A 25,062-nucleotide genomic window follows, 5' to 3' on the forward strand; every position below is an offset into this window, starting at 1 on the left:
CAGAGCGTATCCGAGTGGCCGCTCAAATTTCTTTAGTTAATAAATTTTCCTAACTCCCAGCTCGGGGCCACCTTGACTACCGGCAACCCTCCTGGAGGGAAACCCGCTGTTCAGATATGTGAATGCGGAGAGCTGCGCGCGCTGACTTTCAGTAAAGTTGGGGCTTGCATCTGCCGTCGCAGCCTCCTACGCTCCGCAATAGTTAGGAATATTTCTTAACTATCGGTTGCGCGACCGGACTTCTCACCCCCCGAGATTCTGTCAGGAGCCGTTGATGTCAGGTGTGATCCCCTTACGACGCCGTCTCGCCACGGCAGCGGCCATGTTCGCGCTCGCCGCGCTCCCCCTGCCGGCGCTGCCCGCTCAGGCCGCCGCCGCAGCCGCCATCCCCGATCTGACCAGCGCGAACCGCCGGGCGCCCATCACCGGACTGCCCCACTGGAGCAAGGCGGGCTTCCGCGGCGGCGCCGCCCTGCCGGGGCCCGGCGCCATGAACCCGGACGCGGCCTGTCACATCACCCCGCAGGAACTGGCCGGCCAGTACGGCGTACGCCCGGACGGAAGCGACGCCACCACGGGCCTGCAGGCGGCCATCGACGCCATCAGGACCACGTGCACGCCGAGCGCCGGATACACGAAGCTGTCGTCGATCACCCTGCCCGCCGGCCGGTTCGTGGTCACCAGGCAGCTCGGCCTGGACGCCGACTACCTGGTGCTCAAGGGCGCGGGCATGGGCCAGACGGTCCTGTCCTTCCGCCCGGACGCCAACACCCGCTACGACACGCTGACCGAGGACGGCAGCGACTGGGACGAGGACGGCGCCACCCACGGCGCCGGGAAGGGCGGCTGGACCTGGCCGGGCCGCGGCCTGCTGCGGGTGCAGACCCGCGAGGTCCACAGCAAGTACGCCGGCGACCACTCCTCCGCCCCCGCCAACCGCAAGGACATCTTCGAGGGCAGCGTCAACCAGCACTGGGCGGCCGGCGTCCCGCTGCGCGCCGCATCGGTCACCGGAGAGACCCAGATCAGGCTGGCGGGCAACGCCGACATGGCCCGCTTCAAGGCCGGCGCGCACCTGTGGGTCGGCGCCGCCAACAGCGTGAAGTTCTACCAGCAGCAGACGGTCACCGACACCTCCAAGTACATGAACCTGCACATGCGCCAGCAGATCTTCACGATCACCGCCGTGGACGCCGCGGGCAGGAACCTCACGATCGACAAGCCGCTGGAGTACGACCTGCCGGTGAACTCCACCTCCGACGGCTCCTCCGCGATCGGCGGGACCGTCTACCCGAGCCGGGTCACCCCGCTGAAGGTCGTGCAGGGCGTCGGCATCGAGGACCTCACCCTCACCCAGGACATGGCGGGCATGCCCAAGCTGGGCGGCGGCACGTACGACCTCGACCAGGCCGACGCCCGCTTCAACTACGGGAACATGGCCCCCGAGTACGCCCAGCACGGCATCGTGCTCAAGTGGGCGGCCAACGTCTGGATCCGCCGGGTCGGCACCGAGATGACCGGCTCACACGCGGTCGTCACCGAGAGCGCCAAGAACATCCAGGTCCAGGAGTCGAGCTTCGACGGCTCGTGGAACAAGGGCAAGGGCGGCAACGGCTACTTCCGCGGCTCGCGCGTCTGGGACTCGCTGTATGCCTACAACACCTCGCGCAACCTGCGGCACTTCACCTTCCAGTGGTCGGCATCGAACAACGTGGCGATCGGCAACGACTTCGACTCCGACCTGAACGTGCACGGCGGCTGGGAGCGGCGCAACCTGTTCGAGAACAACAAGGTGCGCGTGCCGTTCGAGCACGCCTCGAAGAACTGCCGAGCCAACTGCGGCGACGAGGGCGGCGGCGGTCCCGACAACTCGACCTGGTGGCCGATCTGGTGGGCGGCGGGGCCGAAGGCGGCCAAGTGGTCGGGCTCCAGCGGGCCGCAGAACGTGATCTACAACAACGAGATGAGCAAGCAGACGGCGGCGGGCGGGCCGTACCAGAGCTACTATCCGGACCGGCAGCGGCTCTACCAGTTCGGCAGTTCGGCCGGTGACGCGACGAGGTTCCAGCACCTGGCGATCAACGGGACCACGATCGCCGACTGGGCGGGCAACGAGAGCGCCGACTTCACGGGTTCCGGCGTCAACGCCTCGCGGACCGACGCCTCGGGCTCGCTCTTCCTGAAGGGCCAGGGCGGCGGCGAGGACACCACCCCGCCGAGCACCCCGTCCGGCCTGCGCTCCACCGCCACCACGTCCACCAGCGTCTCCCTGGCCTGGAACGCCGCCACCGACAACATCGCCGTCACCGGCTACGAAATCCACCGGGGCAGCACCCTGGTCAACACCGTCACCGGCACCACATTCACCGACACCGGCCTGACCCCGTCCACCGCCTACACCTACACCGTCAAAGCCCGCGACGCCGCCGGCAACACCTCACCCGCCAGCAGCCCGGTCACCGCCACCACCCAGCCAGGCGGCACCGACACCCTGCTCTCCCAAGGCAGGCCCGCCACCGCCTCGTCCATCGAGGGCACCGGTTTCGAGGCGGCCAAGGCCGTGGACGGCAGCACGAGCTCCCGCTGGGCCAGCGCCGAAGGCAACGACCCCGAGTGGATCGCCATCGATCTCGGGGCCACGGCCGACATCTCCCGCGTGAAGCTGAACTGGGAAGCCGCCTACGGCAAGTCGTACAAAATCCAGACCTCGCCCAACGGCACGGCCTGGACCGACATCTACGCGACCACCACCGGCGACGGCGGCACCGACGAGGTGACCTTGTCGGGCAGCGGGCGCTATATCCGCATGTACGGCACGGCTCGCGGCACCACCTACGGCTACTCCCTCTGGGAGTTCGAGGTCTACGGCTCCTTCCCGGGCGGCGGCGAGGACACCACCCCGCCGAGCACCCCCGGCAATGTCCGCTCCACCGCCACCACCGCGAACACGGTCTCCCTGGCCTGGAACGCCGCCACCGACAACATCGCCGTCACCGGCTACGAAATCCACCGGGGCGGCACCCTGGTCAACACCGTCACCGGCACCACATTCACCGACACCGGCCTGACCCCGTCCACCACCTACACCTACACCGTCAAAGCCCGCGACGCCGCCGGCAACACCTCACCCGCCAGCAGCCCGGTCACCGCCACCACCCAGCCAGGCAGCGGCGGCTCGATCGTGGACGTCTCCACCGCGGCCCAGCTGATCAGCGCCCTTGCCGCCGCCCAGCCCGGCCAGACGATCCGTCTCGCCGCGGGCGAGTACCGGGGGGCGTTCCTCACCCAGCGGGCCGGGACCGCCGCCGCCCCCATCACGCTGACCGGCCCGTCCGGCGCCGTCCTGGTCAACGACGGCCCGTCGGGGACCGCCCCGTCGTGCCCGGCCCCCGGTGGCGGGTGGGACTCCGGGTACGGGCTGTGGTTGTCCGGCGCGCCGTACTGGAAGCTGACCGGCTTCACCGTCAAGGACTCCAAGAAGGGCATCGTCCTCGACGACTCCCACCACGTGACCATCGACGGCGTCCACGTGCACCACACCGACGAGGAAGGCGTGCACTTCCGGCGTTCCTCCGCCGACGGCGTGATCCAGAACTCCACGATCAGCCACGCCGGTCTGGTCCAGCCCGGCTACGGCGAGGGCGTCTACATCGGCTCGGCCGGTTCCAACTGGAGCTGCCACGGCAACTCGGGCGGCGTCGACCGCTCCGACCGGGTCAAGGTGCTCGGCAACGACTTCGGGCCCGGCATCGCCGCCGAGCACATCGACGTCAAGGAAGGCACCACCGGCGGCGTGATCCGCGGCAACTCCTTCAACGGCACCGGCATCTCCGGCGCGAACTCCGGTGACTCCTGGGTCGACGTGAAGGGCGTCGGCTACGTGATCGAGAACAACACCGGCACGTTCTCCGCGCCCGGCACCTTCGCCAACGGCTACGAGACCCACAACCCGTCCACGTCACCGTCGTTCGCCAACGGCTGCGGGAACGTCTGGCGCGGCAACCGCTCCGACCTGGGCGGCACCGGCAAGTACGCCATCTACGTCTCCTCCACCTCCAAGTGCGCGAGCAACCCGAACGTCGTCCACGCCTCCAACACCGTGAGCAACGCCCGCACCGGCCTGACCAACATCCCGGTCACGCCGTAACCCCCCAAAGAGAAGGACGAACGTCAAGATGAGACCACGAACACTCGCGGCCTTAGCCGCGGTGCTGGCCCTCCCCCTCACCCTCCTGAGCACACCGGTCTCCCAGGCGGTGGCCGTGACGGCGACCGCGTCCTCGACGGAAGGCTCCGGCTTCGAGGCGTCGCAGGCCATCGACGGCGACGGCGCCACGCGGTGGGCCTCGGCGGAGGGCGTGGACCCGCAGTGGATCCGGCTCGACCTGGGCGCCACCGGCACGATCAGCGGGGTCACGCTCACCTGGGAGGCGGCCTACGCCAAGTCCTACAAAATCCAGACCTCGCCCGACGGGACGTCCTGGACCGACGTCTACTCCACCACCACCGGCGACGGCGGCACCGACCAGCTGACCCTGTCGGGCAGCGGGCGCTATGTCCGCATGTACGGCACGCAGCGCGGCACCACCTACGGCTACTCCCTGTGGGAGTTCGCGGTGCAGACCTCCTCCGGCGGCGACACCACGCCACCGAGCACCCCCGGCAACGTCCGCTCCACCGCCACCACCGCGAACACGGTCTCCCTGGCCTGGAACGCCGCCACCGACAACATCGCCGTCACCGGCTACGAAATCCACCGGGGCAGCACCCTGGTCAACACCGTCACCGGCACCACATTCACCGACACCGGCCTGACCCCGTCCACCACCTACACCTACACCGTCAAAGCCCGCGACGCCGCCGGCAACACCTCACCCGCCAGCAGCCCGGTCACCGCCACCACCCAGCCAGGCAGCACCGAGACCCTGCTCTCCCAGGGCAGGCCCGCCACCGCCTCGTCCATCGAAGGCGCCGGATTCGAGGCGGCCAAGGCCGTGGACGGTGACACCACCGGCACCCGCTGGGCCTCCGAGGAGGGCGTGGACCCGCAGTGGATCCAGGCCGACCTCGGCACCGACGCCACCATCTCCCGCGTCAAGCTGGCCTGGGAGGCCGCCTACGGCAAGGCGTACAAGATCCAGACCTCCGCGAACGGGACCAGCTGGACCGACGTCCACAGCACCACCACCGGCGACGGCGGCATCGACGAGGTCGCCGTGACCGGCAGCGGGCGTTTCGTCCGCGTCCACGGCACCCAGCGCGGCACCGCCTACGGTTACTCCCTGTACGAGCTGCAGGTCTACGGCACCGCTGGAAGCGGCGGCGACACCACCCCGCCGAGCGCCCCCGGCAACCTGCGCTCCACCGCCACCACCGCCGGCTCGGTCTCGCTGGCCTGGAACGCCGCCACCGACAACATCGGCGTCACCGGCTACGACGTCTACCGGGGCAGCACGCTGGTCAACACCGTCACCGGGACCACATTCACCGACACCGGCCTGACCGCGAGCACGAGTTACACCTACACGGTCAGGGCCCGCGACGCCGCCGGGAACACCTCACCCGCGAGCAACGCGGTCACCGCCACCACGCAGCCGCCCACCGGCGGCGGCACCCCGGTCGAGGCCAACGGCCGGCTGCGCGTGTGCGGCGTCAAGCTCTGCAACGAGAACGGCAAGCAGATCCAGCTGCGCGGCATGAGCTCGCACGGCCTGCAGTGGTACTCCCAGTGCCTCAACACCGCCTCGCTCGACGCCCTGGCCACCGACTGGAAGGCCGACGTCCTGCGGATCTCGATGTACATCCAGGAGGACGGCTACGAGACCAACCCGCGCCTGTTCACCGACCGGGTGCACAACCTGATCGAGCAGGCCACGGCCCGCGGCATGTACGCCATCGTCGACTGGCACATGCTCACGCCCGGCGACCCGATGTACAACCTGTCCAGGGCCAAGACGTTCTTCACCGAGATCGCCCAGCGGCACAACAACAAGAAGAACCTCTTCTACGAGATCGCCAACGAGCCCAACGGCGTCTCCTGGTCGACGGTCAAAAGCTACGCCGAGCAGCTCATTCCGGTGATCCGCGCCATCGACGCCGACACGCCCATCCTCGTCGGCACCCGCGCCTGGTCCTCGCTCGGCGTCTCCGACGGCGCCAGTGAGACCGAGGTGACCGGCAACCCGGTCAACGCGACCAACATCATGTACACCTTCCACTTCTACGCCGCCTCGCACGGGAGCAACTACCTCAACACGCTGTCCCGCGCGGCCGACCGGATCCCGATGTTCGTCACCGAGTTCGGCACGCAGACCGCCTCCGGCGGCGGTGGCAACAACTTCGGGATGTCGCAGCAGTACCTCGACCTGATGGCCCAGAAGAAGATCAGCTGGGTCAACTGGAACTACTCCGACGACGGCCTGTCCGGCGCCGTCTTCACCGGCGGCACCTGCCCGAACGGCCCGTTCACCGGAACGAGCCGGCTGAAGGAGGCGGGGGTGTGGATCCGCGACCGGGTCCGTACTCCTGACGACTTCTGAGCCACCGGCCCCGCCCGCTCCCCGGCGCGGGCGGGGCCGTCCCTCAGTCGCGCAGCTCCTCGAAGTACGCCTTCATCGCGGGGTAGTAGTCGTCGAAATCCGGCTTGGGCGATCCGTCGCGGGCGGCCACGAGCATGTCGAGGTAGTACTCCCAGCCGGGACCGACGTCGCCGATGGCGTCGAGGCTGTCGAAGTGCTGCACGAACTCCAGCCGCGTGGTGCCGTCGCTCTCCGACAGCAGCAGTTCGAGCCGCCACTCGCCGTGCTCGTCGGTGGCCGAAGCCGCCAGGCGCTCCGGCGGCTCGCAGGCGTCGATGCGCAGGTCCATCCACGGGGACTGCTCCTCGTACGCCATCTGGACCTTGATCGTCCGGCCGGGTCCCGGTTCGCCCTCCCACGGCCCGAACCAGCGGGCGGTGCGCTCGGACTCGGTGACGCTGGCCCACACGTCCTCGATGGGCGCGCGGAAGGTGCGGGTGAGCACGAGATCGTTCTCGGTGTCCTTGCGCAGAAGTCGCGCGGTGGGGCGGGGTGTCATGCGGTGTCCTCCTTGACGTCTCCTGCCGCGCCGCTCGTGCGGTGTTCGCGGCGGGTTCGGTAGACCTCGGTCTCCAGTGCGTCCAGGCGCCGCTCCCACGCGGGCCGCCCGGCGAAGAACTGATCGAGCCACTCGGCCAGCTCGTGGAGCCGCCCGGTGTCGAGCTCGTAGAGGCGTTGCCTGCCGACGAGCTCGTCGTGGACCAGCCCGCCCTCCCTGAGCACGCGCAGGTGGCGGCTCACGGCGGGTCGGCTGATCCGGAAGCGCCCGGCGATCTGGCCGGCCGACATTCGCCCTTCGCGCAGCATGACGAGAATCTCCCTGCGCACCGGGTCGGCGATCGCGCCTGCCACCTCATCCACGAGCAGAAGCGTAACACACTGGTTACGCGTTAACCACGCCAGCACCGTTGTCAGCGGTGTTCGCGGATTTCCGGCCGGTCTATCGCTGGTCGCAGCCGCAGCTGCGGCGCGCGACGAGGGTGGCTCGCGGTGCGGGCACGGGGGCCGCGCGGTCGAACAGAAGGGCGACCGCCTGCCTGGCCATGGCGGCGAGCGGTTGGCGGGTGACGGTCAGCGTGGGGGCGGTGTGGGCGCTGTCGGGGGTCCCGTCCAGGCTGATCACCGCCAGGCCGTCCGGTACGGCCAGCCCCGCGGCACAGGCGCCGGACAGCACGCCGACGGCCTGCTCATCGGTCGCCGTGATCAGCGCCCGGGGCATGGCTCCGTCGGCGATCAGGCGGCGGGTGAGGGCGTCGGCGTCGGCCCGGGAGTAGGTGGAGCGCAGCGGGACGGCTCCGGGGGCGGCGCCGTCCTGCCAGGTCCGCCGGCGCAGTCCCACCGGGCCGGTGTCGTGGGGGCCGGCGAGGAAGGCGGGGTCGAGGTGCCCGTGCGCGCGCAGGTGGGCGAGCGCCTCGCGTACCGCGTGCTCGTTGTCGGCGGCGACCAGGGGCGCGCTGCCGGCCGCCGGGCCGTTGTGCAGGTAGACGGCGGGCACCCCGGCCTGCGCCGCGTGCCGGGCGACGTCGTCGGCGGCGTCGGCCGAGACGATCACCAGGGCGTCGACCTGGGCGGCCAGGAAGCGTTCGACGAGGTGGCGCTGGCGTTCGGCGGAGTAGCCGGCGTTGCCGATGAGCATGAGGCGGTCGTGCTCGGTGAGCGCCTGCTCGACGTGTTCCGCCAGGGCGCCGAAGTAGGGGTTGGGCGCGTCGGCCAGGATCAGGCCGACGACGCCGGTGGTGCGTGAGCGCAGCGCGCGGGCGATGCGGTTGGGGCGGTAGCCGAGCTCGGCCGCCGCGGCCAGCACCCGTTCGCGGGTGGCGGCGGCCACGGGGCGGGGGCCGTCGTTGATCACGTAGCTGACCACGGCGGTGGAGGTGCCGGCCAGGCGGGCTACGTCGGCCAGGGTGATCGGCTTGTTCATGGCGGTTTACAGTCTCACAGCTCATCGTTTAGATTTCGCCAATCTAAACGATTAGACCCCGAGGTGCGCATGATCATCGATACCGACACCGGTTCCGACGACGCGGTGGCGCTGCTGCTCGCGCTCGCCGCGCCCGGCGAGGTCCGCGCCGTCACCACGGTGGCCGGCAACGTGCCGCTCGCCACGGGCACGCGCAACGCGCTGGTCACCCTTCAGGTGGCCGGGCGCGCCGACGTCCCCGTCCACGCCGGGTGCGAACGTCCGCTCGTCCGCCCCATGTCCACCGCCCAGCACGTGCACGGCGACGACGGCATGGGCGGCCACGAACTGCCGGACCCCGTGCGCGGCCCCGAGCCGGACCACGCCGTCGACGTCCTGCTGTCATCGCCCCGCCGCCGTCCCGGCGAGCTGACGCTCGTCACCCTGGGCCCGCTCACCAACCTCGCCGCCGCGCTGCTGCGCGACCGCGCGCTGCTGTCGCGCTTTCGCCACGTGTACTGCATGGCCGGCGCCGCCGACCTGCGCGGCAACATCTCCCCCACCGCGGAGTTCAACGTCTGGGCCGACCCCGAGGCCGCCCGCGTGGTTCTTCAGGAGGCCACGCCCGAGACCGTGACCTGGATCGGCTGGGACGTCTCCCGCCAGGACGCCGTCATGACCCCCGCCGACCAGCGCCGCCTGGAGGAGCTCGGGACCCCGCTGGCCGTGTTCGCCCATCGCATCAACAGGACCGTGGCCGACTGGGCCCGCGACGTCACCGGGCTGGCCGGCTACGACCTGCCCGACCCCCTCGCCATGGCCGTCGCGCTGCGCCCCGAGCTGGTCCTGGAACGGGAGACCGTACACGCGGACGTCGCCCTCGGCGACGAGACCCGCGGCCAGCTCATCATCGACCGCCGCCGCACCGCTCCCCCGCCCAACGTCACGCTGGTACGCCGCGTCGACGAGCAGGGCTTCAAGCACATGCTCTTCGACGCCTGCGCCCGCGAGGTACGCCCATGAACACCCGCCACGAGCTGCACTGCCACCTGGACGGCTCGCTGCGCCCGGCCACGGTCGCCGACCTGGCCCGCGGCCAGGGCCTCACCCTCGACCGCCCCGTGCGGGATCTGGTCGTCGCGCCCGCCCGCTGCGGCAGCCTGAGCCGCTACCTCACCTACATCGACCTGCCGCTTCAGGTCCTGCAGACCCCGGACGCCCTGCGCCGCGCGGCCCGCGAGCTGGTCGAGGACTGGAGCGCCGACGGCGTCGTCCACGGCGAGGCCAGGTTCGCGCCGCAACTGCACGGCCGCCAGGGCATGACACTCGACGAGGCCGTCACCGCCGTGGCCGAGGGCCTCGCGGAAGGCCGCGCGACGACGGGCGTTTCCACCGCTCTCCTGCTGTGCTGCCTGCGGCATCAGAGCCCGGACGAGAGCGTGGCCGTGGCCGAGACGGCGGTCCGGCGGCGCGAGGTGGTCAGCGGCCTGGACCTGGCCGGCGACGAGCGCCTGTACCCGGCAGCGCCGCACCGGCCCGCCTTCGACCTCGCCCACCGGGCGGACCTGCCGTGCACGGTCCACGCCGGCGAGGCCGCCGGCCCGGCCAGCGTGTGGGAGGCCGTCGAGGTGCTCGGCGCCCGCCGGATCGGGCACGGCGTGCGGTGCGCCGAGGACGAGGCCCTGCTCGAACGGCTCCGCGCCGACCACATCACGCTGGAGATGTGCCCGACCAGCAACGTGCAGACCGGCGCCGTCCCCAGCCTCGCCCGGCACCCCGCGACGCGGCTGCTGGCGGCCGGCCTCGCCGTGACGATCAGCACCGACGCCCGCACCACCTCGGACACCAGCCTGGACCTCGAGTTCGCCCGCCTGCGCGAGACGGCCGGATGGGGCGAACGGCAGGAAAACCTGGCCCAGGAGCACGCCCGCGCCGCCGCCTTCGGCGGATGACTCAGACGCTGCGCAGGACGCTCACCACGATGCCCAGCACCACGGCGTCGTCGCCGTCGATGACGTCGTAGGCCGGGTTGCGGGGTTCGAGGTAGACGTGCCCGCCGCGCCGCCTGAACACCTTGACGGTGGCCTCGCCGTCGATCATCGCCGCGACGATCTGGCCCGTGTGGGCCTCGGCCTGCTGGCGTACCACGACGAGGTCGCCGTCGCAGATCGCGGCGTCGATCATCGAGTCGCCGCGGACGCGCAGGCCGAACACGGTGCCCCGCCCGGTGAGGTCGCGGGGCAGGGTCAGCGTGTCGTCCACGTGCTCGTCGGCCGGGATGGGCGTGCCCGCGGCGATGTCGCCGACCACGGGCACGCTCACCAGGCCCGTGTCCTGCTTCGGCGCCGCGCCACCCAGGAACAGCCGCAGGTCGATGGGCCGGGTCATCGTGGCGCTCCGGCGCAGGAAACCCTTGTCCTCCAGACTTCTCAGGTGTTTCGACACCGACGACGACGACCGGAGCCCGACCGCCCGGCCGATCTCTCGGGCGCTCGGCGGGTAGCCGTACCGGATCGCCCAGTCCCGGATCGTGGCCAGGATCCGCTGCTGGCGCTGCGGCAGGGCGGAGAAGTCCAGGTACTCGAACGCGTCGTCGTCGTAGGAGGTCACCTGGACATGCTAGAGGCCGGAAAACCAGCGTCTGCCGCGCGTTTCTTGAAGACCTCGTATACCGCGAGGTAGTTCTGGTCGCCGCGGCCCTGCGCGACGGCCCGCTCGGCGAGCTCCAGCATCAGCCGCGGCTGCTCGGCCGGGACGCCCTGCTCGACGCTCGTGCGGGTGATGTGCTCCAGGGCGGTGAGGTTCATCTCCAGCGTGCCGAGGTCGCCGGGGTAGCTGCCCTCCGCCAGCGCGGCCGCCATCCCGGCCGTGGACGGGCCGAACATCATCGGCACGAACCAGCCGAACGCCAGCTCGGCGAAGTCCCCGACCGGGAGGTCCGCCGCGTCGATCAGCGCCGTGGCGTGCAGCCAGCCGTTCATGGTGGTGTACATCATCTCCAGCAGGCCCACGTTGTAGAGCACCGCCAGTTCGACGGCCGCGCCGAGGTAGCGGGGGTCGCCCATGCCGGCCAGCGTGGCCCGGTGCTCGTCGAAGACCTCGCGCGGGCCGCTGTAGAGGAACACCGAGCCGGGCTCGCCGACCAGCGGCGGCGGCACCATGATCGCGCCGTCGAGGTAGCGCGCGCCGCGCTCACCGGCCCAGGCCGCCATCTCGCGCGCCTCCGACGGCGTCCCCGACGTCAGATTCACCACGGTACGGCCCCGCAACCCGTCCCCCACCGGCTCGAGCACCCGGGTCGTGGCGGCGTAGTCGTTCAGGCACACGATCGTCACATCGGCCGCGGCCACCGCCTCGTCCACGCTCGCCGCGAGCCGGGCGCCGCGGGCGACGAGCGGCTCGGCCTTGGCGGCGGTGCGGTTCCATACGGTCGTGGGGTGCCCGCGGTCCAGGTAGACCTCGGCCAGCACCCGTCCCATGGGCCCGAGCCCGATGATCGCCACGGTTGCCGTGTCATGTCCGGTTTCAAGAAGATCAGTCATGACGGCTAAGCTAAACCCTCACATCGACGTGAGAGTCAAAGGTTGGTGACGGAGGTCACATGCGCATCGGAGAACTGGCCGGCCGTACCGGGGTCAGCATCCGCGCCCTGCGCTACTACGAGGAGCAGGGCCTGCTGCGCCCCCACCGGCGTTCCAGCGGCTACCGCGAGTACGCCGACACCGACGTGCGCGCCGTCGCCCGCATCAGGACGCTGCTGGCCGCCGGGCTCGGCACCGCCGTCATCGCCGAGGTGCTGCCCTGCATGGTCGACAGCGGCGAGATCCTCGCCCCCGGCTGCCCGGAGCTGGTCGACGTCCTGGCCGTGGAACGCGACCGCATCACCGGCGCCATCGCCGAACTCCAGAGCGCCCGCGCCATGCTGAACGGCATCATCGCCGCCACCCCGTGAGGGCGTTTATCGACACAATGCACTGATCAAAATGGTTTGGATGTGCATCATGCACATGGTGGAGGTATGTCCGGTTTTTAGTCTGTCGAGATGAGCACCGATGCCTCCCCAAGTCCGGTGACGTATCCCGTGCCGCAGGTGCGGAAGCACCAAGACCATTAGGAAGTGCCATGTGCCAGCACTGCCCTCTACCCGCCCGACCGAGCAGCGCGAGCGTCAGGTTTGCGGCATGGAAACGCTGACGACGCCCGAGGAGTCCACGATCGCGTCGTGGTCTCTGCCGCCCCACTTCCGCTCGGCCGCCGAGGCGCGTCGCCACACGGCCGGCTACCTCAACAGCTGGGGCTTCCACGACACCGACACCAGCGTGCTGCTGGTCAGCGAACTGGTCACCAACGCCCTGCGGTACGCCCCCGGCCCGGTCACGCTCACCGTCTGGCTCATCGACGGCCTGATGCGCTGCGAGGTCGAGGACACCAGCGCGCAGCCGCCCGCGTGGCACGAGCCGGCCGTCCACGCCGAGGGCCACCGCGGGCTCTACCTCCTGGACGCGCTCGCCTGCTGCTGGGGCTTCGTCCGCACCGGCGAGGGCAAGGCCGTGTGGTTCGAGCTGCCCGTGTCCGGAGAGCACGATGCGTAAGATCGTGCTGCCCCGGCCGCGTCCGCGCCCACCGCGCCAGGACCAGGATCTGCGCACCCCCTCCGGGCGCAAGCTCCCCTACTGACACCGCTCCGCCACCCCCACCAGCCCGGGGCGGGCCGGTCAGGCCTTGACGGCGCCGCTGGTCAGGCCGCCGACGATGTAGCGCTGCAGGAACTGGAAGAGGATCAGCACCGGCAGCGCCCCGATGAGGGCGCCGGCGGCGAAGACGCCCCAGCTCTGCCCGAGCTGGTAGGAGACGAGCTGGTACAGGCCGACGGCGAGCGTCTGCTGCCCGGGGTCGGTCAGGACGAGGCCGGCGATGACGAAGTCGTTCATCGTGGCCACGAAGGAGAACAGCGCGACGACGACCAGGATGGGCCGCACGAGCGGCAGCAGGATCAGGAAGAAGACCTGCGCGTGCGAGGCGCCGTCCATCTGGGCGGACTCGTCGAGCTCGCGGGGGATGGAGTCGAAGAAGCCCTTCATGAGATAGGTGTTCACGCCGAGCGCGCCACCCAGGTACACCATGATCAGGCCCAGCGTGCTGCCCAGCCCCAGCGGCGGAAACACCTCCTTAAATGCCGACAAAAGCAGAAAAATCGCGACATAGGCCAGCACCTGGGGGAACATCTGGATGAAGACCAGGCCCACCAGACCGCTCTCACGGCCGCGGAAGCGGAACCTCGAGAAGGCGTACGCGGCGCAGGCGCCCATGAACACCGATCCGGCCGCCGTCGAGACCCCGATCACCAGCGAGTTCACGAACCAGCGGGGAAACGGGTGCAGCGCGTCGGTGAACAGCGTCGCGTAGTGCTGCCAGGTCACCTCGGCGAACAGGTCGTTCGAGCCGGTCAGCGTCCCGCTCGGGTTGAGCGAGGCGGCCAGCACGAACACCAGCGGGAACAACGCGACCACCGAGGCCAGCACGCCGGTCAGGTGTCTCCAGACCTTCATGCCGCCGCCTCCAGCCGCCTGGCCCGCCGGAACCCGGCCAGCGACACCGCCGCGATCACCGCGAAGATCAGGATCGAGACCGCGCAGGCCAGGCCGTAGTTTCGTGAGGTCCCGCCGAAGGCCAGCTTGTACACCAGCGAGATCAGCAGGTCCGTCGAGCCCACGTCGATCGGCGCCCCGGTGTCGCGGGGGCCGCCGCCGGTGAGCATGTAGATGACGTTGAAGTTGTTGAAGTTGAACGCGAACGTGGCCACCAGCGCGGGCGCCGTCGAGGCCAGCAGGAGCGGGAGCCGTACCGACGCCAGGACCCGCCACGGACCCGCCCCGTCGACCTGGGCCGCCTCGGCGAGCTGGCGCGGCACCGCCTGCAGCGCCCCGGTGCAGATCAGGAACATGTACGGGAACCCGATCCACACGTTGACCGCCAGCACGCTCAGCCTGGCCAGCCAGGGATCGGACAGCCACGGCACGGTGGCACCGCCCAGCAGCACCTCGTTGACGAACCCGTGGTCGGTGTTGAGCAGCCCCTGCCACAGCAACGCCGCCATGAACGCCGGGAACGCGTACGGGAAGACCAGCAGCGAGCGGTAGACGCGGTAGCCGTCCAGGATCAGCGCGAGCACCAGCCCGAAGCCGAAGCTCAGCGCGACCGACAGCGCGGCGAACACGAACGTCCAGACCAGCACGCCCAGGAACGGCCCGCGGATCTCGGCGTTGGTGAGCACACTGGTGAAGTTCTCGGTGCCGACGAAGACCTTCCAGCCGGGGCTCAGCGACCGCCCGCCGGCCGAGGTGAAGGCGCCGCGCCCGTCGTCGCGGTAGACGGTTCCCGCCCGGTCGGTGAAGACGCCGCCGGCGTAGGTCAGGGTGGGCCGGTACAGCGCGGCCGTCACCCCGTCGGCGGTCTTCAGCACGCCGCCCTCGGCCGGGACCCGCAGCTTGACGATCTCCGCCTGCCTGGCCACGATCTCCGCGTACGGCAGCGCCCGCCACCCCGGCCCGCTCTGGAAGCCCAGCTCGCCGTCCTTCTCCGCCACCCGGATCGGCCGGCTCTCGCCGGTCTTGACCTCGCTGGCGGCCAGGATCGCCGCGACCGCGTCGGACTTGGTGGCGTTGTGGCCGTCGCCGTAGTTGGTGAAGGCGGCGTAGCCGGTGTAGAGCACCACGTACACCTGGTAGATCAGCAGCAGCACGATCCCCGGCGCCAGGTACTTGGCGGGGACCGCCCGCTTGCTCAGGTAGATCGCGTTGACGGCCACCGTCCCGGCCAGCAGCAGCGCGAACATCCACCACGAGCGCTGCCCGCCGAGCGCCACCAGTCCGTAGACGGCCAGCGCGTCGGCGACGGCGAGCGGCAGAAAGCGAAGCGCGCGCATCAGGACCCGATCTTCGCGCGGATGCGCTCCGCGGCCTTCCTGGTCAGCTCGGCGGGCTCGCCCCGGCCGGTGATGATCGCGAGCTGGGACAGTCCCCAGTCGGCCCAGACGGCGTCCATCTGGGGCACGTTCGGCGTCGGCACGCCGTCGGCGGCGGCCTCGGCGAACCCGGCCAGGACCGGGTCACCGGCCAGTTCCTCGCGCACCGAGGTCATCGCCGGAGGCCGCCCGCCCGCAGCGTGCAGCGCCTTCTGCGCCTGCGGCGTGGCCAGGTAGTTGACGAGGAAGTCGTTGGCCAGGATCGGGTTGGCGCTCTTGGCGCTGACGAAGAAGCCCTGCACGCCGGCGAACGGCCGCGCCTTCTCCGGGCCCGCGGGGGGCACCGGGTCCACGGCGAACGGCACGCCCGCCTTGGCCAGCGCGGGCGCGTCCCACGGACCGGTGACCAGGAACGGCGTCTCGCCCTTGACGAAGGCGTTGGTCGCGATGTCGCCGGTCAGCGAGGTCGAGACGGCCTTGTCCGCGGCCAGCCGCTTCAGGTAGGCCGCGAACTTCAGCCCGCCCGGGTTGTCGATCTCCAGCTCGCCGTCCGGGCCGAAGACCTGCGAGCCGAAGGAGGTCTGCAGCGCGTACAGGTGGAAGGGCGAGCCCGCCTTGGGGTCGACGGGCAGTCCGACCGGATACGTGCTCTTACCCGCCTTCACCAGGCTCTTCCCGCGCGCCACCAGTTCGTCGAAGGTGGCGGGCGCGGTGGGGACGAGCTTGGTGTTGCGCAGCACGGCCACGCTCTCGATCGCGTACGGCAGGCCGTACGTCTGCCCGTCGTAGGTCATGGCCCGCATGGCCGCCGCGGAGAACAGCGCCGCCTTGGCCGACAGGTCGAGCGGCGCGACGACGCCGTTCTGCACCAGCTTGCCCAGCCAGTCGTGCGGGCCGACGATGACGTCGGGCCCCTGGCCGGAGGGTGCCTGGGAGACGAAGTCGTCGCGCAGGTTGCCCATGGCCTTCTGCACGATCTTGACCCGGACGCCGCGGTCCTTCTCGAACGTCGCGGCGATCCGCTGCAACGGCGCGGCCCGGCTGTCGTCGGCCCAGACGGTGAGCGTGGCGGGGGGCGGGGCCGCCGACTTCTCCGCGGCGCAGCCCGCGACGAGCAGAGTGGTGGCCGCGAGTACGGTGAGCTTGCGCATGGTCGCTCCTCAGGATCCGGCGTGCGGGTCGTTCTGGGCCGGATCGCTCCAGCTCGCGACGCGTACCCACACGCGCCGGTCCGCGTCGTGCCTCAGGGGGGTTCGGATGGGGAAGCCGTCGGTGTCGAGGCCGTCGCGGCGCCAGCCGCGCCCGACGGTGCCGTTCAGGCCGACGCCGCGCGGCAGCCGCCAGACGCCGTGGTGGACGCCGGGCGCGACCTTGGTGGTGACCAGGCCGGAGAAGTAGACGGGCGAGTCGTCAGGGGTGTCGAGGGGGACCACGACCGTGACGTCGAGCAGCGCGCCGGGGGCGCCGTCGACGACGGTGACCCGCTCACTCACCTCCAGCTCGCCGGTGCGGGCGACGACCCGCGCGGCGCCGGGTTCGACGCCTTGGAGCAGGGCGTGGCCGGCGCTCTTGAGCGGGCCGGCCGGCTGCCAGGTCACCTGCGCGCCGAGGGCTGAGTACACGCAGCCGTCGGCGCGTTCGGCGATGGGCGCGACGTCGAGGTCCTGGCCGGTGGCGGTCTCGCCGCCGGTGGCCGACAGCAGGACGGGCGGGCCCGCCGTACCGAAGAGATGCAGGAGCGCGCTGCCGGCGCGCGCTGCCCAGGCGTCCTCGTGGTGCGGCGCGGACGGCTCGTGCAGGTAGCGCAGTTCCTCGTCGGGCGCGTAGCCGAGGTCGAGCAGGTGCTCCGCGAGCTCGCGGACCGGCCTGACCATGATCAGGCCCTCCATGCCGCCGATGTCCAGCCAGACCCGGCGCGGGCCGCGGGCCTCGAAGCGCCGGTAGACGGGGGTCTCTTCGAGCGTGCGCGGGTCCACGAAGACGAGGAACGGCGAGAGCGCCGCGGCCAGGCCGAACACCTCCGGCCGCCGGAAGGCCAGGTGGTAGCTGACCAGCCCGCCCATCGACGAGCCCATGACGGCGGTGGCGGCCGGGTCGGCGGTGACCGCGTAACGCTCGCGCAGCGCCGGCAGCAGTTCCCCGATCAGGAACTCCTCGTACAGCTCGCCCCTGCACACGCCGTCCGGGTCGCGCGGGTAGGGCGCCACGTGCGAGTACTCGTTGCCGCGCTGGTCACCGGCGTTGGAGACGCCGACGGCGACGAGCGGCGGCAGCAGACCGCGCCCGATCAGGTCGTCGAGCGTCTCGTCCACCCGCCAGCTCGGGCTCAGGCCCGCTCCGGCGAACACGTGCTGCCCGTCCTGCAAGATCACCACAGGGTACGGCCCCGCCGCCGGGTCGTGGCCGGGCGGCAGGTAGACGAAGACGTCGCGGGAGTTGCCCAGCGCCCGCGAGCGGACGCCGGTCAGGGTTTCGATCATCGTGCGGTCTCCCAGATGTGGAAGGCGGGCCCGTCGGCGGGCATGGGCTCGCCCGGTGCGAGGTCGGGGGCGCCGAGCAGGCCGGCGAGCGCGGCGGGTGCGGGCATCGGGACGTGGGCGTTCCTGCTGACCTGGATCAGCAGCGTCTCCCCCGGCGCCGCCCGCTCGAAGAGCACCACGTCCCGCTCGGCGCGCAGCCAGCGCAGCCCGCCGCGGCGCAGCGCCTCCCGGCCGCGGCGCAGGGCGATCAGCTCGCGGTAGAGGCGGTGGGTGCCGTGGTCCTGCGCGGCCGGGTCCCAGGGGAAGGGGCGGCGGCCGTCCTCCAGGTGCACGCCCTCGACCCCGACCTCGTCGCCGGCGAAGACCATGGGCAGGCCGGGCAGCGTGAACAGCAGGGCGGCGCCGAGGTGCTGGTGGTCGCGGCCGGCGATCGAGCGGAAGCGGGCGGTGTCGTGCGAGCCGAGCAGCGTGAGGTTGTGCGCGTGGGAGCGCCAGGGGATGCGGGCGGCGTACGCGCGCATGACGGCCGCCAGGTCGTGGCCGCCGTAGGCCGGGATGGGGCCCGGCGTGCCCCAGAACTCGGTGGAACGTTCCCTGGCCAGCCACGACCACACAGGGCGGGCGAAGCCGGCGTAGGCCATGGTCCCGTGCCAGCCGTCGCCGCGCAGCGCGGAGGAGGCGTCGAACTGGTTCTCCGCCAGCAGCAGCCTGTCGTCGCCGAGCGCCGCCCTGGTGGCGGTAGCGACCTGGGCGTTCAGCTCGACCGCGCCGTGGCGTCCGGCGGACTGGGCGACGTCGACGCGCCAGCCGTCCAGGCCGTATTCCTCGGGGTAGCGGGCGATCACGGCGTCCAGGCGGCGGCGCAGCTCCGCCGAGCGGTGGTCGAACTTGGGCAGGCTCTTCACCCCGGCGAAGGTGGCGTAGTCGTCGCCGTCGAAGTAGTAGAAGTCCCGTTCCCTGCTGGCGTGGTCGTTCCTGGCCGTGACGAACCAGTCGTGGGCGTCGCCGGAGTGGTTGAGCGTGATGTCGCCGATGACCCGCATGCCGCGGGCGTGGGCCTGGGCGGTGAGCGACTTCAGCGCCTCGTCGCCGCCCAGGAGCGGGTCGACGTGGTCGAAGGTGCTGGCGTCGTAGCGGTGGTTGGAGCGGGCGGGGAAGAACGGGGTGAGGTAGACGAGGTTCGCGCCCAGGGTCTCGACGTGGTCGAGGCGCTCGGCCACGCCCCACAGGTCGCCGCCGTAGATCTGCTGGAGGGCGTGCGGCCTGCCGTACGGGATGGGCTCGTCCCATGCGGCGGGGCGCGCCCACGACGGGAGGGGGCCGCGCGGCCGCTCGGAACGGGCGAACCGGTCGGGGAAGATCTGGTAGATCACCGCGTCGGCGGCCCAGGCGGGCGGCGGCGGGTAGGCGGTGAGGGTGAAGTCGGCGGCGTCGGTGACCTCGGTGCGCGAGAGTCCCGCGGCGCTCAGCCACAGCGGTCCCGAGTCGGTGTGCAGCAGGAAGCGGTAGCCGCACTCGGGATTGACCACCCGCAGCGTGGCCCGCCACCAGGTCTCCTCAGGGGTGACGCGGTCGGCCGTCGCCTCGGTGAACGCCGGCTCGCCGTCGGGGGCGCTGCGGACGAAGACGCGCCGGGTCCCCAGCGCGCCGGCCGTGCGGGCGAACACCTCGACCCGGTCGCCCAGTCCGGGCGAGGGGTCGGAGACATACAGCGGCGAACCGTCGTGGTGTGCCACTGTGTTGCAAAGTGTTTCCGGCTGGACCATGCTGTTAACGCTCCCTTTACCTGCTTTGATGGTCAGGAGCCTAAGCAGCCTCCCTCAGGTGCGGCAACGTCGCGCAACATGTTTCAACGGTTTCTGGAGTCCCCGTGGCACGACTGTCGGTTCGCACGATCGCCAAGCGCGTCGGCGTCAGCGCGGCGACGGTCAGCCGCGTGCTCAACGACCGTCCCGGGGTCGCGGAGGAGACCCGCGCCCGGGTGCTGCAGGCTATGCGTGAGCAGGGCATGGTCGCGCCCGCGCCGGTGTCGCAGCCGTTCGTCGGCATCATCGTGCCGGAGCTGGACAACCCGGTCTTCCCGTTGCTGGCCGGGGCCATCGAGACCAAGCTCGGCGGGCACGGCGTCACCGCGCTGATCGGCAGCTCCACCAAGCAGGGGCCGACCGAGCTCGACTACATCGCCTCGCTGGTCCGGCAGCGCATCCAGGGGCTCGTCCTGGTCTCGGGGCGGCACGCGAACCCCTCGGCCGACCACGGCTTCTACTGGCAGCTACACCAGCAGCAGCTGCCGATGGTGCTGGTCGGCGGGCACGTTCCCGACCTGCCCGTCTCGACCGTCACCACCGACGAGGCCGCGGGGGCCGCGATGGCCGTCGCCCACCTGCGCGCGCTCGGCCACACCCGCATCGGACTCGCGGGCGGCCAGGGCTACCTGCGCCCCTCCCAGAACCGCCTGCGCGGCTACGGCCGGGAGATGCGCCGCTGGTTCGGCTCCGTGGACGACGCCCTCTACGCCGAGACCGACTACTCGCTGACCGGCGGCCACGCCGCGGGCCTGCGCCTCATCGACGCGGGCGTCACGGCGGTCATCGCCGGCAGCGACCTCATGGCACTCGGCGTCCTGGCCGCCGCCCGGCAGGCGGGGCTGTCGGTGCCCGGCGACCTGTCGGTGGTCGGCTACGACGACACCTATCTCGCCGCGCACAGCAACCCGCCGCTCACCACCGTCCGCCAGCCGGTGGAGCAGATGGCCGGCGCCGTGGCCACCGCGCTGTGGGAACGCCTGCAGGGCTACCACACCCCGCACGTCGACCACGTCTTCCCGCCCGCCCTCGTGGCGCGCGGATCCACGGGCCCGCCCGCCTGACCTCACCCCTCCCCCGCGGTCAGCGGAAAGGTGGCGCGGACCACGAAGCCGCCGGTCAGCAGGGGTCCGGCGCTCAGCGAGCCGTGGTACAGCTTCACCCGCTCGGTCATCCCGATCAGCCCGTGCCCGTCCGGTCCCGGCGGCGGGGCGCCGGGGCGGCCGTCGTTGCGCACGCTCACGCTCAGCGTGTCGCCGGAGTACAGCAGCGACACCTCGGCCCGCGCCCCCGGCGCGTGCTTGATGACGTTGGTGAGCGCCTCCTGGATGACGCGGTACACGCACAGGCTCATGCCCGAGGAGATCGCCCGCCGCTCGCCGCCGGCCGTCACCTCCGTCTCGACACCTGCCGCCCGCACGCGTTGCACCAGGCCGTCGAGGTGGTCAAGACTCGGCGCCGCACTGTACGGCTGCGCGGTGCCGTCGTCCACCTCGATGCGCAGCACCGACAGCATGCGGCGCATCTCGGCCAGCGCCTCGCCGCTGGTCTCGGCGATGGTGCGCAGCGTGTCCTCGGCCGTGGCCGGGTCCGACCGGATGACGTAGTGGCCGAGCCCGGCCTGTACGGAGACCACCGACATGTGGTGGGCGACGACGTCGTGCAGTTCCCGCGCGATGCGCACCCGTTCCTCGGTGACCGCCTGCCTGGCCGCGACCGCCTTCTCCCTGCGCAACTGGTCGGCCAGGTCGGCGAGCTGGGCGTTGCGCACCTTGAGCGTGCGCATGCCGAACGCGAACGCGACGGTCCAGCCGATGACGATGGCGGAGTACCAGGCGGCCGTCCACGCCTGTCCCGGCAGGGCGTTGGCGTAGATCCACTCGGCCAGCACGAGCGCGCCCGCGGGCAGGGCGGCCCGCCGGGAGTGGTGGACGACGACGGAGTACAGCGCGAGCAGCGGGCCCATCGAGTTCGCCCCATAGTGGAAGCCCAAGGCGTGGTAGGCGAACGCCGCGGCGCAGGAGATCACCAGCACCGGCGCCGGGCACCGCCTGCGCCAGGTCAGCGGGAGGTTGACCAGGGCGCAGAGCAGAAGCGCGAGCGCGTCCGGCCGGCGGTCGAGCGGATGCGGGGCGAGCACCGGCCACACCCAGGAACCCCAGGTCAGCGTCATGGCGAGCAGGCCGTCGACGAACGTGGGATGTTTCCTGGCGAAGGCGACGAGGGCCGCGGGCGGGGGCATGGATCGCATCGTCACCGTTCGGCTTGATCGCGCTGTACTGACATGTCACGCTTTGCTGGAAGATCATGGTTTGCTGGTACCCACGTAGGCCCCGCGGCGGACGACTGGCTGGTGACACTTATGATCAAGGTGCTGGTCGCCGACGATCAGATCCTGATCCGCGCCGGGCTGGCCGCCCTCATCCGCGCCGCTCCCGGCCTGGAGGTCGTCGGCGAGGCGAGCGACGGCGAGGAGGCCGTGGCCCTGGCCGCCACCACCCGGCCCGACGTCATCCTCATGGACATCCGGATGCCCGTCTCGGACGGCATCAGCGCGACCCGGCAGATCCTGGCCGCCGCCGAGCAGCCACCGCCCCAAGTGCTCATCCTCACCACCTTCGACATCGACGAGTACGTCTACCAGGCGCTGCGCGCCGGAGCGTGCGGCTTCCTGCTGAAGGAGACGCAGCCGGAACGCCTGCTGGCCGCCATCCGCACCGTGGCCGCCGGCGACAGCCTCCTTTCTCCCGGTCTCATCCAGCGCCTCATCGAGACCTTCCAGCCCGAGCCCGACGCCGCCGGGCCCATCCCGGACCTGGCCCCGCTCACCGGCCGCGAGACCGAGGTGCTCACGCTCGTGGGCCGCGCCTTGTCCAACGGCGAGATCGCCGCCCGGCTGATCGTGAGCGAGGCCACCGTCAAGACCCATCTCAACCGGGCGATGGCCAAGCTGGGGCTGTCCAGCCGGGCCCAGGCGGTGGCCTTCGCCTACGAGTGCGGCCTGGTGGCGCCCCGGCGCCAGTGACGGGCGCGCCGCCGCCGTGACCCGAAGCAGCCGGCCCCGCCCCCGTGCGGGCCGCCGAGCGAACGCGTCACGTCGTGGCCGCGGACGGTCTCCGGTGCTGAGGCCGGTCGCGGCGGTCCAGACCCACACGAGGCTACGAGGGCATCGCTTCCCCGCCCATACCGCCGAAGATCGAACTTTCCCTGCGACTTCGGCGGTACGAGGGTCAACCTTCCGCGGTAGGCCGGCGTTAGGATCCGCACCATGTCCCGTATCCCGTCATTCGCATGCGTTGCGCTCGCCGGATACCTGCTCGCGGCCGGGTGCGGCACCCAGCCGGAGCCCGGGGCGGCCGACCCGCGCGCCGCGGTCGACGCCTACGTCGCCGGGCTCAACGCCGCCGACCACCGGGCCGTCGCCCGGCTCGCGCCGCCGCTCAACGACCCCGCAGAAGACATCCGGCGGCGGTTGGCCGCGTACGGCGGAAAGGCGATCAAGCTGACCTCCGTCGAGCTCAGCAGCGACATCACGCCGAAGGCGGTACGGGCCGAGCTGGCAGGGGCCGGAACCGGCGGCAGGTACAGCGAGACGCTGACCCTGGAGCGCCAGGACGGCCGCTGGTTCATCGCCCTCGGCAGCAACCCGGACGTTCCCGCGGACCGGAGGACGGCCTCGACGACCCGGCCGGGCTGAGCTCAACACGCGCTCAACAATTCTTCAACCCGCCGCGCCCTACCTTCCTGCCATCGATCTGCGAACGAGCACGAAGGGGCGCAACATGAAACACACCAAGAAGCTGGCGGCGGCCTTCCTGACCGCGGCCGTCCTGAGCATCGGCGCACCGGCCACCGCGCACGCGGCCTCGGCACAGCCGGTGCCCGTCTCGGCCGCCGCCGTCATGTCCGGGAACTCGGCGGAACTGGCCGCCCTGGGCGCCTGCAGCCGGGCCAAGGGCTGGAAGATGCGGCTGGCCTGCGAGGCGCTGGTGCGCTCCGGCGGCCTGTGGGTGTGGAGGAAGCTGGAACAGGGCGCGCGAGGCGGCTGGAACACCTACTCCGACATCTTCGAGAACGACATCCCGTACGTGTACAAGAAGATCATCAAGAAGCTCAAGCGGCCCATCTACTGCGCGCTCTCCCGCTCCTGCTAGTCCACCAGGACCCGCCGACGGCGGCGGCGACGCTTGTGATCGCCGCCGCCCGGCCCCCGTTCATCGGCGGCTCGCCACCGCCATCGCCAGGTACGGCACCGCCACCAGCGCGACCAGCACCCACGGCGGCGCCCACCCCGATCCGAACCCGTAGAAGGCGAACACCCCGAGCGCCGCCACCTCCGATCCCAGCCCCGCCATCGAGGTCACGGTCGCCCGCGCCTCGTCGCCGATCGTGTCCTGCAGGCGCGCGTCCAGCACCGCGACCGCCCAGTAGAAGGCCGCGAACGCCACCGCGATCGCCACGAACCCCGCCCAGAGCCCAGCCGCGCCACCGCCGGGCCCGCTCAAGACCGCGCCGCCGCCGAGTGCCAGGGCGCCGGCCGCCAGGATCAGGGGCAGCAGCCGGGCGCCGTACCCGGCCAGCCAGCCGCCCGCCGCGATGCCCGCGATCACCAGCCCGATCAGCAACGCGACCATCGGCGTCGTGGCCCCACCGGCGGTGGCCAGGAGCGGCAGGTACTCATCGATCGAGGTCAGCCCGGTCACCACCGCGAGGAGCACCAGGACCCGGCCGACGGCCGGCGCCCGCCGTACCTCGGAAAGGCCGGTGCGCAGGACGGACAGGTAGGACTCCTCGGCGCGCTCGGCGGCGGGCGGGCGCGACTCGGGCAGCAGGCTTCCGGTGAGGGCGCCCAGCAGGCCGACCGCGACGCTGGCCAGGCCGACCGCCAGATAGCCGCCGGCGGCGAGGACGGGCGCGGCCAGCAGGCTGGCCGCGACGGCGGCGAGCGAGGCGAGCGCCTCGGAGCGCCCGATCAGCCGCGCGTAGTCACCGGTCCGGCCAAGGCGGCCGAGCTCCTCGTAGACCAGCGCCTGCAACGTGCCCGACTGCATGGCCGCCCCCGCGCCCCACAGCACGAACCCGGCGGCGAACGCCCAGTACGCCGGCACGAACGTCCAGAGCGCGAACCCGGCCGAGGTCACCAGCGGCGCGAGCACCAGCAGGCGCCGGCGCGAGAACCGGTCGGCCCACACGCTGGACGGGATCTCCAGCACGAACCCGGCCACCGACCAGATCGCGAACAGCGAGGAGACCTCGGCGGCCGACAGGCCGGTCTGGGTGAAGTACACCGCGTAGACCGGGTAGAAGAGCACGAACTCCGCGGTGAAGGTGTAGG

Annotated in this window: 22 protein-coding genes; 10 read left to right on the plus strand and 12 right to left on the minus strand. The window is 71.5% G+C overall.

Annotated elements, in window-relative coordinates; genetic code table 11:
* The first annotated feature begins 274 nt into the window (after positions 1-274).
* Together ACFWYW_RS47765 and ACFWYW_RS47770 are read left to right on the plus strand one after the other, a co-directional pair.
* Positions 275-4,147 carry a discoidin domain-containing protein gene (locus ACFWYW_RS47765; protein ID WP_379623504.1) on the plus strand — a complete coding sequence of 1,291 codons (3,873 nt, stop codon included), beginning with the start codon at positions 275-277 and terminating at the stop codon, positions 4,145-4,147.
* Positions 4,148-4,175: 28 nt separating this feature from the next.
* Positions 4,176-6,539: a cellulase family glycosylhydrolase gene (locus ACFWYW_RS47770; RefSeq protein ID WP_379623502.1), complete on the plus strand. Its 2,364-nt coding sequence runs from the start codon at positions 4,176-4,178 to the stop codon at positions 6,537-6,539.
* A 43-nt stretch (positions 6,540-6,582) separates the two neighbouring features.
* Here the strand turns inward: ACFWYW_RS47770 and ACFWYW_RS47775 are convergent, their stop codons facing one another.
* The 3 genes from ACFWYW_RS47775 to ACFWYW_RS47785 all read right to left on the minus strand — a co-directional run bounded on the left by ACFWYW_RS47775 (position 6,583) and on the right by ACFWYW_RS47785 (position 8,499).
* Complete coding sequence (locus ACFWYW_RS47775) at positions 6,583-7,077, minus strand: SRPBCC family protein (protein WP_379623500.1); 495 nt, start codon at positions 7,075-7,077, stop codon at positions 6,583-6,585.
* Positions 7,074-7,439: a metalloregulator ArsR/SmtB family transcription factor gene (locus ACFWYW_RS47780; RefSeq protein ID WP_379623499.1), complete on the minus strand. Its 366-nt coding sequence runs from the start codon at positions 7,437-7,439 to the stop codon at positions 7,074-7,076. The genes ACFWYW_RS47775 and ACFWYW_RS47780 overlap by 4 nt, the downstream gene beginning before the upstream one ends.
* A 79-nt stretch (positions 7,440-7,518) precedes the next feature.
* On the minus strand, positions 7,519-8,499 hold the full coding sequence (locus tag ACFWYW_RS47785) for a LacI family DNA-binding transcriptional regulator (RefSeq protein ID WP_379623497.1): 981 nt from the start codon (positions 8,497-8,499) through the stop codon (positions 7,519-7,521).
* Positions 8,500-8,568: 69 nt separating this feature from the next.
* On the opposite strand from ACFWYW_RS47785, the gene ACFWYW_RS47790 reads away from it, so the two are divergent.
* Both ACFWYW_RS47790 and add read left to right on the plus strand, forming a co-directional pair.
* Positions 8,569-9,501 (plus strand): nucleoside hydrolase, encoded by a 933-nt coding sequence (locus tag ACFWYW_RS47790; RefSeq protein ID WP_379623495.1) that lies wholly within the window; start codon positions 8,569-8,571, stop codon positions 9,499-9,501.
* Positions 9,498-10,430 carry an adenosine deaminase gene (add, locus tag ACFWYW_RS47795; RefSeq protein ID WP_379623493.1) on the plus strand — a complete coding sequence of 311 codons (933 nt, stop codon included), beginning with the start codon at positions 9,498-9,500 and terminating at the stop codon, positions 10,428-10,430. The genes ACFWYW_RS47790 and add overlap by 4 nt, the downstream gene beginning before the upstream one ends.
* 1 nt (position 10,431) lies before the next feature.
* On the opposite strand, the gene lexA is transcribed toward add, so the two are convergent.
* Together lexA and ACFWYW_RS47805 are read right to left on the minus strand one after the other, a co-directional pair.
* The gene (gene lexA, locus ACFWYW_RS47800) at positions 10,432-11,088 is read right to left on the minus strand and encodes a transcriptional repressor LexA (RefSeq protein ID WP_379623491.1); all 657 of its coding nucleotides are present in this window, start codon (positions 11,086-11,088) and stop codon (positions 10,432-10,434) included.
* Positions 11,085-12,020 carry an NAD(P)-dependent oxidoreductase gene (locus tag ACFWYW_RS47805; protein ID WP_379623489.1) on the minus strand — a complete coding sequence of 312 codons (936 nt, stop codon included), beginning with the start codon at positions 12,018-12,020 and terminating at the stop codon, positions 11,085-11,087. Before ACFWYW_RS47805 ends, lexA begins: the two co-directional genes overlap by 4 nt.
* 59 nt (positions 12,021-12,079) lie before the next feature.
* Here ACFWYW_RS47805 and ACFWYW_RS47810 point away from each other — a divergent pair, with 59 nt between their 5' ends.
* Together ACFWYW_RS47810 and ACFWYW_RS47815 are read left to right on the plus strand one after the other, a co-directional pair.
* Positions 12,080-12,430, plus strand: coding sequence for a MerR family transcriptional regulator (locus tag ACFWYW_RS47810; RefSeq protein WP_379623487.1), 351 nt, complete (start codon positions 12,080-12,082; stop codon positions 12,428-12,430).
* A 229-nt stretch (positions 12,431-12,659) separates the two neighbouring features.
* Positions 12,660-13,070: an ATP-binding protein gene (locus ACFWYW_RS47815; RefSeq protein WP_379623485.1), complete on the plus strand. Its 411-nt coding sequence runs from the start codon at positions 12,660-12,662 to the stop codon at positions 13,068-13,070.
* Between the two features lie 123 nt (positions 13,071-13,193).
* On the opposite strand, the gene ACFWYW_RS47820 is transcribed toward ACFWYW_RS47815, so the two are convergent.
* Genes ACFWYW_RS47820 through ACFWYW_RS47840 form a run of 5 tightly spaced genes read right to left on the minus strand, consistent with a single transcriptional unit; the run spans position 13,194 to position 19,658 of the window.
* Positions 13,194-14,027, minus strand: coding sequence for a sugar ABC transporter permease (locus ACFWYW_RS47820; RefSeq protein WP_379623483.1), 834 nt, complete (start codon positions 14,025-14,027; stop codon positions 13,194-13,196).
* The gene (locus tag ACFWYW_RS47825) at positions 14,024-15,403 is read right to left on the minus strand and encodes an ABC transporter permease subunit (RefSeq protein ID WP_379623481.1); all 1,380 of its coding nucleotides are present in this window, start codon (positions 15,401-15,403) and stop codon (positions 14,024-14,026) included. The genes ACFWYW_RS47820 and ACFWYW_RS47825 overlap by 4 nt, the downstream gene beginning before the upstream one ends.
* On the minus strand, positions 15,403-16,593 hold the full coding sequence (locus ACFWYW_RS47830; RefSeq protein ID WP_379623479.1) for an extracellular solute-binding protein: 1,191 nt from the start codon (positions 16,591-16,593) through the stop codon (positions 15,403-15,405). Before ACFWYW_RS47830 ends, ACFWYW_RS47825 begins: the two co-directional genes overlap by 1 nt.
* A gap of 9 nt (positions 16,594-16,602) precedes the next feature.
* Positions 16,603-17,922 carry an alpha/beta hydrolase gene (locus ACFWYW_RS47835; RefSeq protein WP_379637854.1) on the minus strand — a complete coding sequence of 440 codons (1,320 nt, stop codon included), beginning with the start codon at positions 17,920-17,922 and terminating at the stop codon, positions 16,603-16,605.
* Positions 17,919-19,658 carry a glycoside hydrolase family 13 protein gene (locus ACFWYW_RS47840; RefSeq protein ID WP_379623475.1) on the minus strand — a complete coding sequence of 580 codons (1,740 nt, stop codon included), beginning with the start codon at positions 19,656-19,658 and terminating at the stop codon, positions 17,919-17,921. Before ACFWYW_RS47840 ends, ACFWYW_RS47835 begins: the two co-directional genes overlap by 4 nt.
* 134 nt (positions 19,659-19,792) lie before the next feature.
* Here ACFWYW_RS47840 and ACFWYW_RS47845 point away from each other — a divergent pair, with 134 nt between their 5' ends.
* Positions 19,793-20,791: a LacI family DNA-binding transcriptional regulator gene (locus tag ACFWYW_RS47845; RefSeq protein WP_379623473.1), complete on the plus strand. Its 999-nt coding sequence runs from the start codon at positions 19,793-19,795 to the stop codon at positions 20,789-20,791.
* Between the two features lie 2 nt (positions 20,792-20,793).
* Here ACFWYW_RS47845 and ACFWYW_RS47850 read toward each other — a convergent pair whose 3' ends face one another.
* Positions 20,794-21,969 carry a sensor histidine kinase gene (locus ACFWYW_RS47850; protein WP_379623471.1) on the minus strand — a complete coding sequence of 392 codons (1,176 nt, stop codon included), beginning with the start codon at positions 21,967-21,969 and terminating at the stop codon, positions 20,794-20,796.
* A 120-nt stretch (positions 21,970-22,089) separates the two neighbouring features.
* On the opposite strand from ACFWYW_RS47850, the gene ACFWYW_RS47855 reads away from it, so the two are divergent.
* The 3 genes from ACFWYW_RS47855 (at position 22,090) to ACFWYW_RS47865 (ending at position 23,881) form a co-directional block, all read left to right on the plus strand.
* Positions 22,090-22,752: a response regulator gene (locus tag ACFWYW_RS47855; protein ID WP_379623469.1), complete on the plus strand. Its 663-nt coding sequence runs from the start codon at positions 22,090-22,092 to the stop codon at positions 22,750-22,752.
* Between the two features lie 243 nt (positions 22,753-22,995).
* Positions 22,996-23,424 (plus strand): hypothetical protein, encoded by a 429-nt coding sequence (locus ACFWYW_RS47860; protein ID WP_379623467.1) that lies wholly within the window; start codon positions 22,996-22,998, stop codon positions 23,422-23,424.
* 85 nt (positions 23,425-23,509) lie between these two features.
* Positions 23,510-23,881 carry a hypothetical protein gene (locus tag ACFWYW_RS47865; protein WP_379623465.1) on the plus strand — a complete coding sequence of 124 codons (372 nt, stop codon included), beginning with the start codon at positions 23,510-23,512 and terminating at the stop codon, positions 23,879-23,881.
* A 60-nt stretch (positions 23,882-23,941) separates the two neighbouring features.
* Here ACFWYW_RS47865 and ACFWYW_RS47870 read toward each other — a convergent pair whose 3' ends face one another.
* Positions 23,942-25,039, minus strand: a complete 1,098-nt coding sequence (locus ACFWYW_RS47870) for an MFS transporter (RefSeq protein WP_379623463.1) — start codon at positions 25,037-25,039, stop codon at positions 23,942-23,944.
* Positions 25,040-25,062: the final 23 nt, after the last annotated feature.

The sequence above is a fragment of the Nonomuraea sp. NPDC059023 genome, from assembly GCF_042740095.1.
Taxonomy (GTDB): Bacteria; Actinomycetota; Actinomycetes; order Streptosporangiales; family Streptosporangiaceae; genus Nonomuraea.

Bases quoted from the DNA above. Each gene is read 5' to 3' on its own strand.
- ACFWYW_RS47765 (WP_379623504.1), top strand. From the start codon at position 275: ATGTCAGGTGTGATCCCCTTACGACGCCGTCTCGCCACGGCAGCGGCC.
- ACFWYW_RS47770 (WP_379623502.1), top strand. From the start codon at position 4,176: ATGAGACCACGAACACTCGCGGCCTTAGCCGCGGTGCTGGCCCTCCCC.
- ACFWYW_RS47775 (WP_379623500.1), bottom strand. From the start codon at position 7,077: ATGACACCCCGCCCCACCGCGCGACTTCTGCGCAAGGACACCGAGAAC.
- ACFWYW_RS47785 (WP_379623497.1), bottom strand. From the start codon at position 8,499: ATGAACAAGCCGATCACCCTGGCCGACGTAGCCCGCCTGGCCGGCACC.
- ACFWYW_RS47790 (WP_379623495.1), top strand. From the start codon at position 8,569: ATGATCATCGATACCGACACCGGTTCCGACGACGCGGTGGCGCTGCTG.
- add (WP_379623493.1), top strand. From the start codon at position 9,498: ATGAACACCCGCCACGAGCTGCACTGCCACCTGGACGGCTCGCTGCGC.
- ACFWYW_RS47805 (WP_379623489.1), bottom strand. From the start codon at position 12,020: ATGACTGATCTTCTTGAAACCGGACATGACACGGCAACCGTGGCGATC.
- ACFWYW_RS47810 (WP_379623487.1), top strand. From the start codon at position 12,080: ATGCGCATCGGAGAACTGGCCGGCCGTACCGGGGTCAGCATCCGCGCC.
- ACFWYW_RS47815 (WP_379623485.1), top strand. From the start codon at position 12,660: ATGGAAACGCTGACGACGCCCGAGGAGTCCACGATCGCGTCGTGGTCT.
- ACFWYW_RS47820 (WP_379623483.1), bottom strand. From the start codon at position 14,027: ATGAAGGTCTGGAGACACCTGACCGGCGTGCTGGCCTCGGTGGTCGCG.
- ACFWYW_RS47825 (WP_379623481.1), bottom strand. From the start codon at position 15,403: ATGCGCGCGCTTCGCTTTCTGCCGCTCGCCGTCGCCGACGCGCTGGCC.
- ACFWYW_RS47830 (WP_379623479.1), bottom strand. From the start codon at position 16,593: ATGCGCAAGCTCACCGTACTCGCGGCCACCACTCTGCTCGTCGCGGGC.
- ACFWYW_RS47835 (WP_379637854.1), bottom strand. From the start codon at position 17,922: ATGATCGAAACCCTGACCGGCGTCCGCTCGCGGGCGCTGGGCAACTCC.
- ACFWYW_RS47850 (WP_379623471.1), bottom strand. From the start codon at position 21,969: ATGCCCCCGCCCGCGGCCCTCGTCGCCTTCGCCAGGAAACATCCCACG.
- ACFWYW_RS47855 (WP_379623469.1), top strand. From the start codon at position 22,090: ATGATCAAGGTGCTGGTCGCCGACGATCAGATCCTGATCCGCGCCGGG.
- ACFWYW_RS47860 (WP_379623467.1), top strand. From the start codon at position 22,996: ATGTCCCGTATCCCGTCATTCGCATGCGTTGCGCTCGCCGGATACCTG.
- ACFWYW_RS47865 (WP_379623465.1), top strand. From the start codon at position 23,510: ATGAAACACACCAAGAAGCTGGCGGCGGCCTTCCTGACCGCGGCCGTC.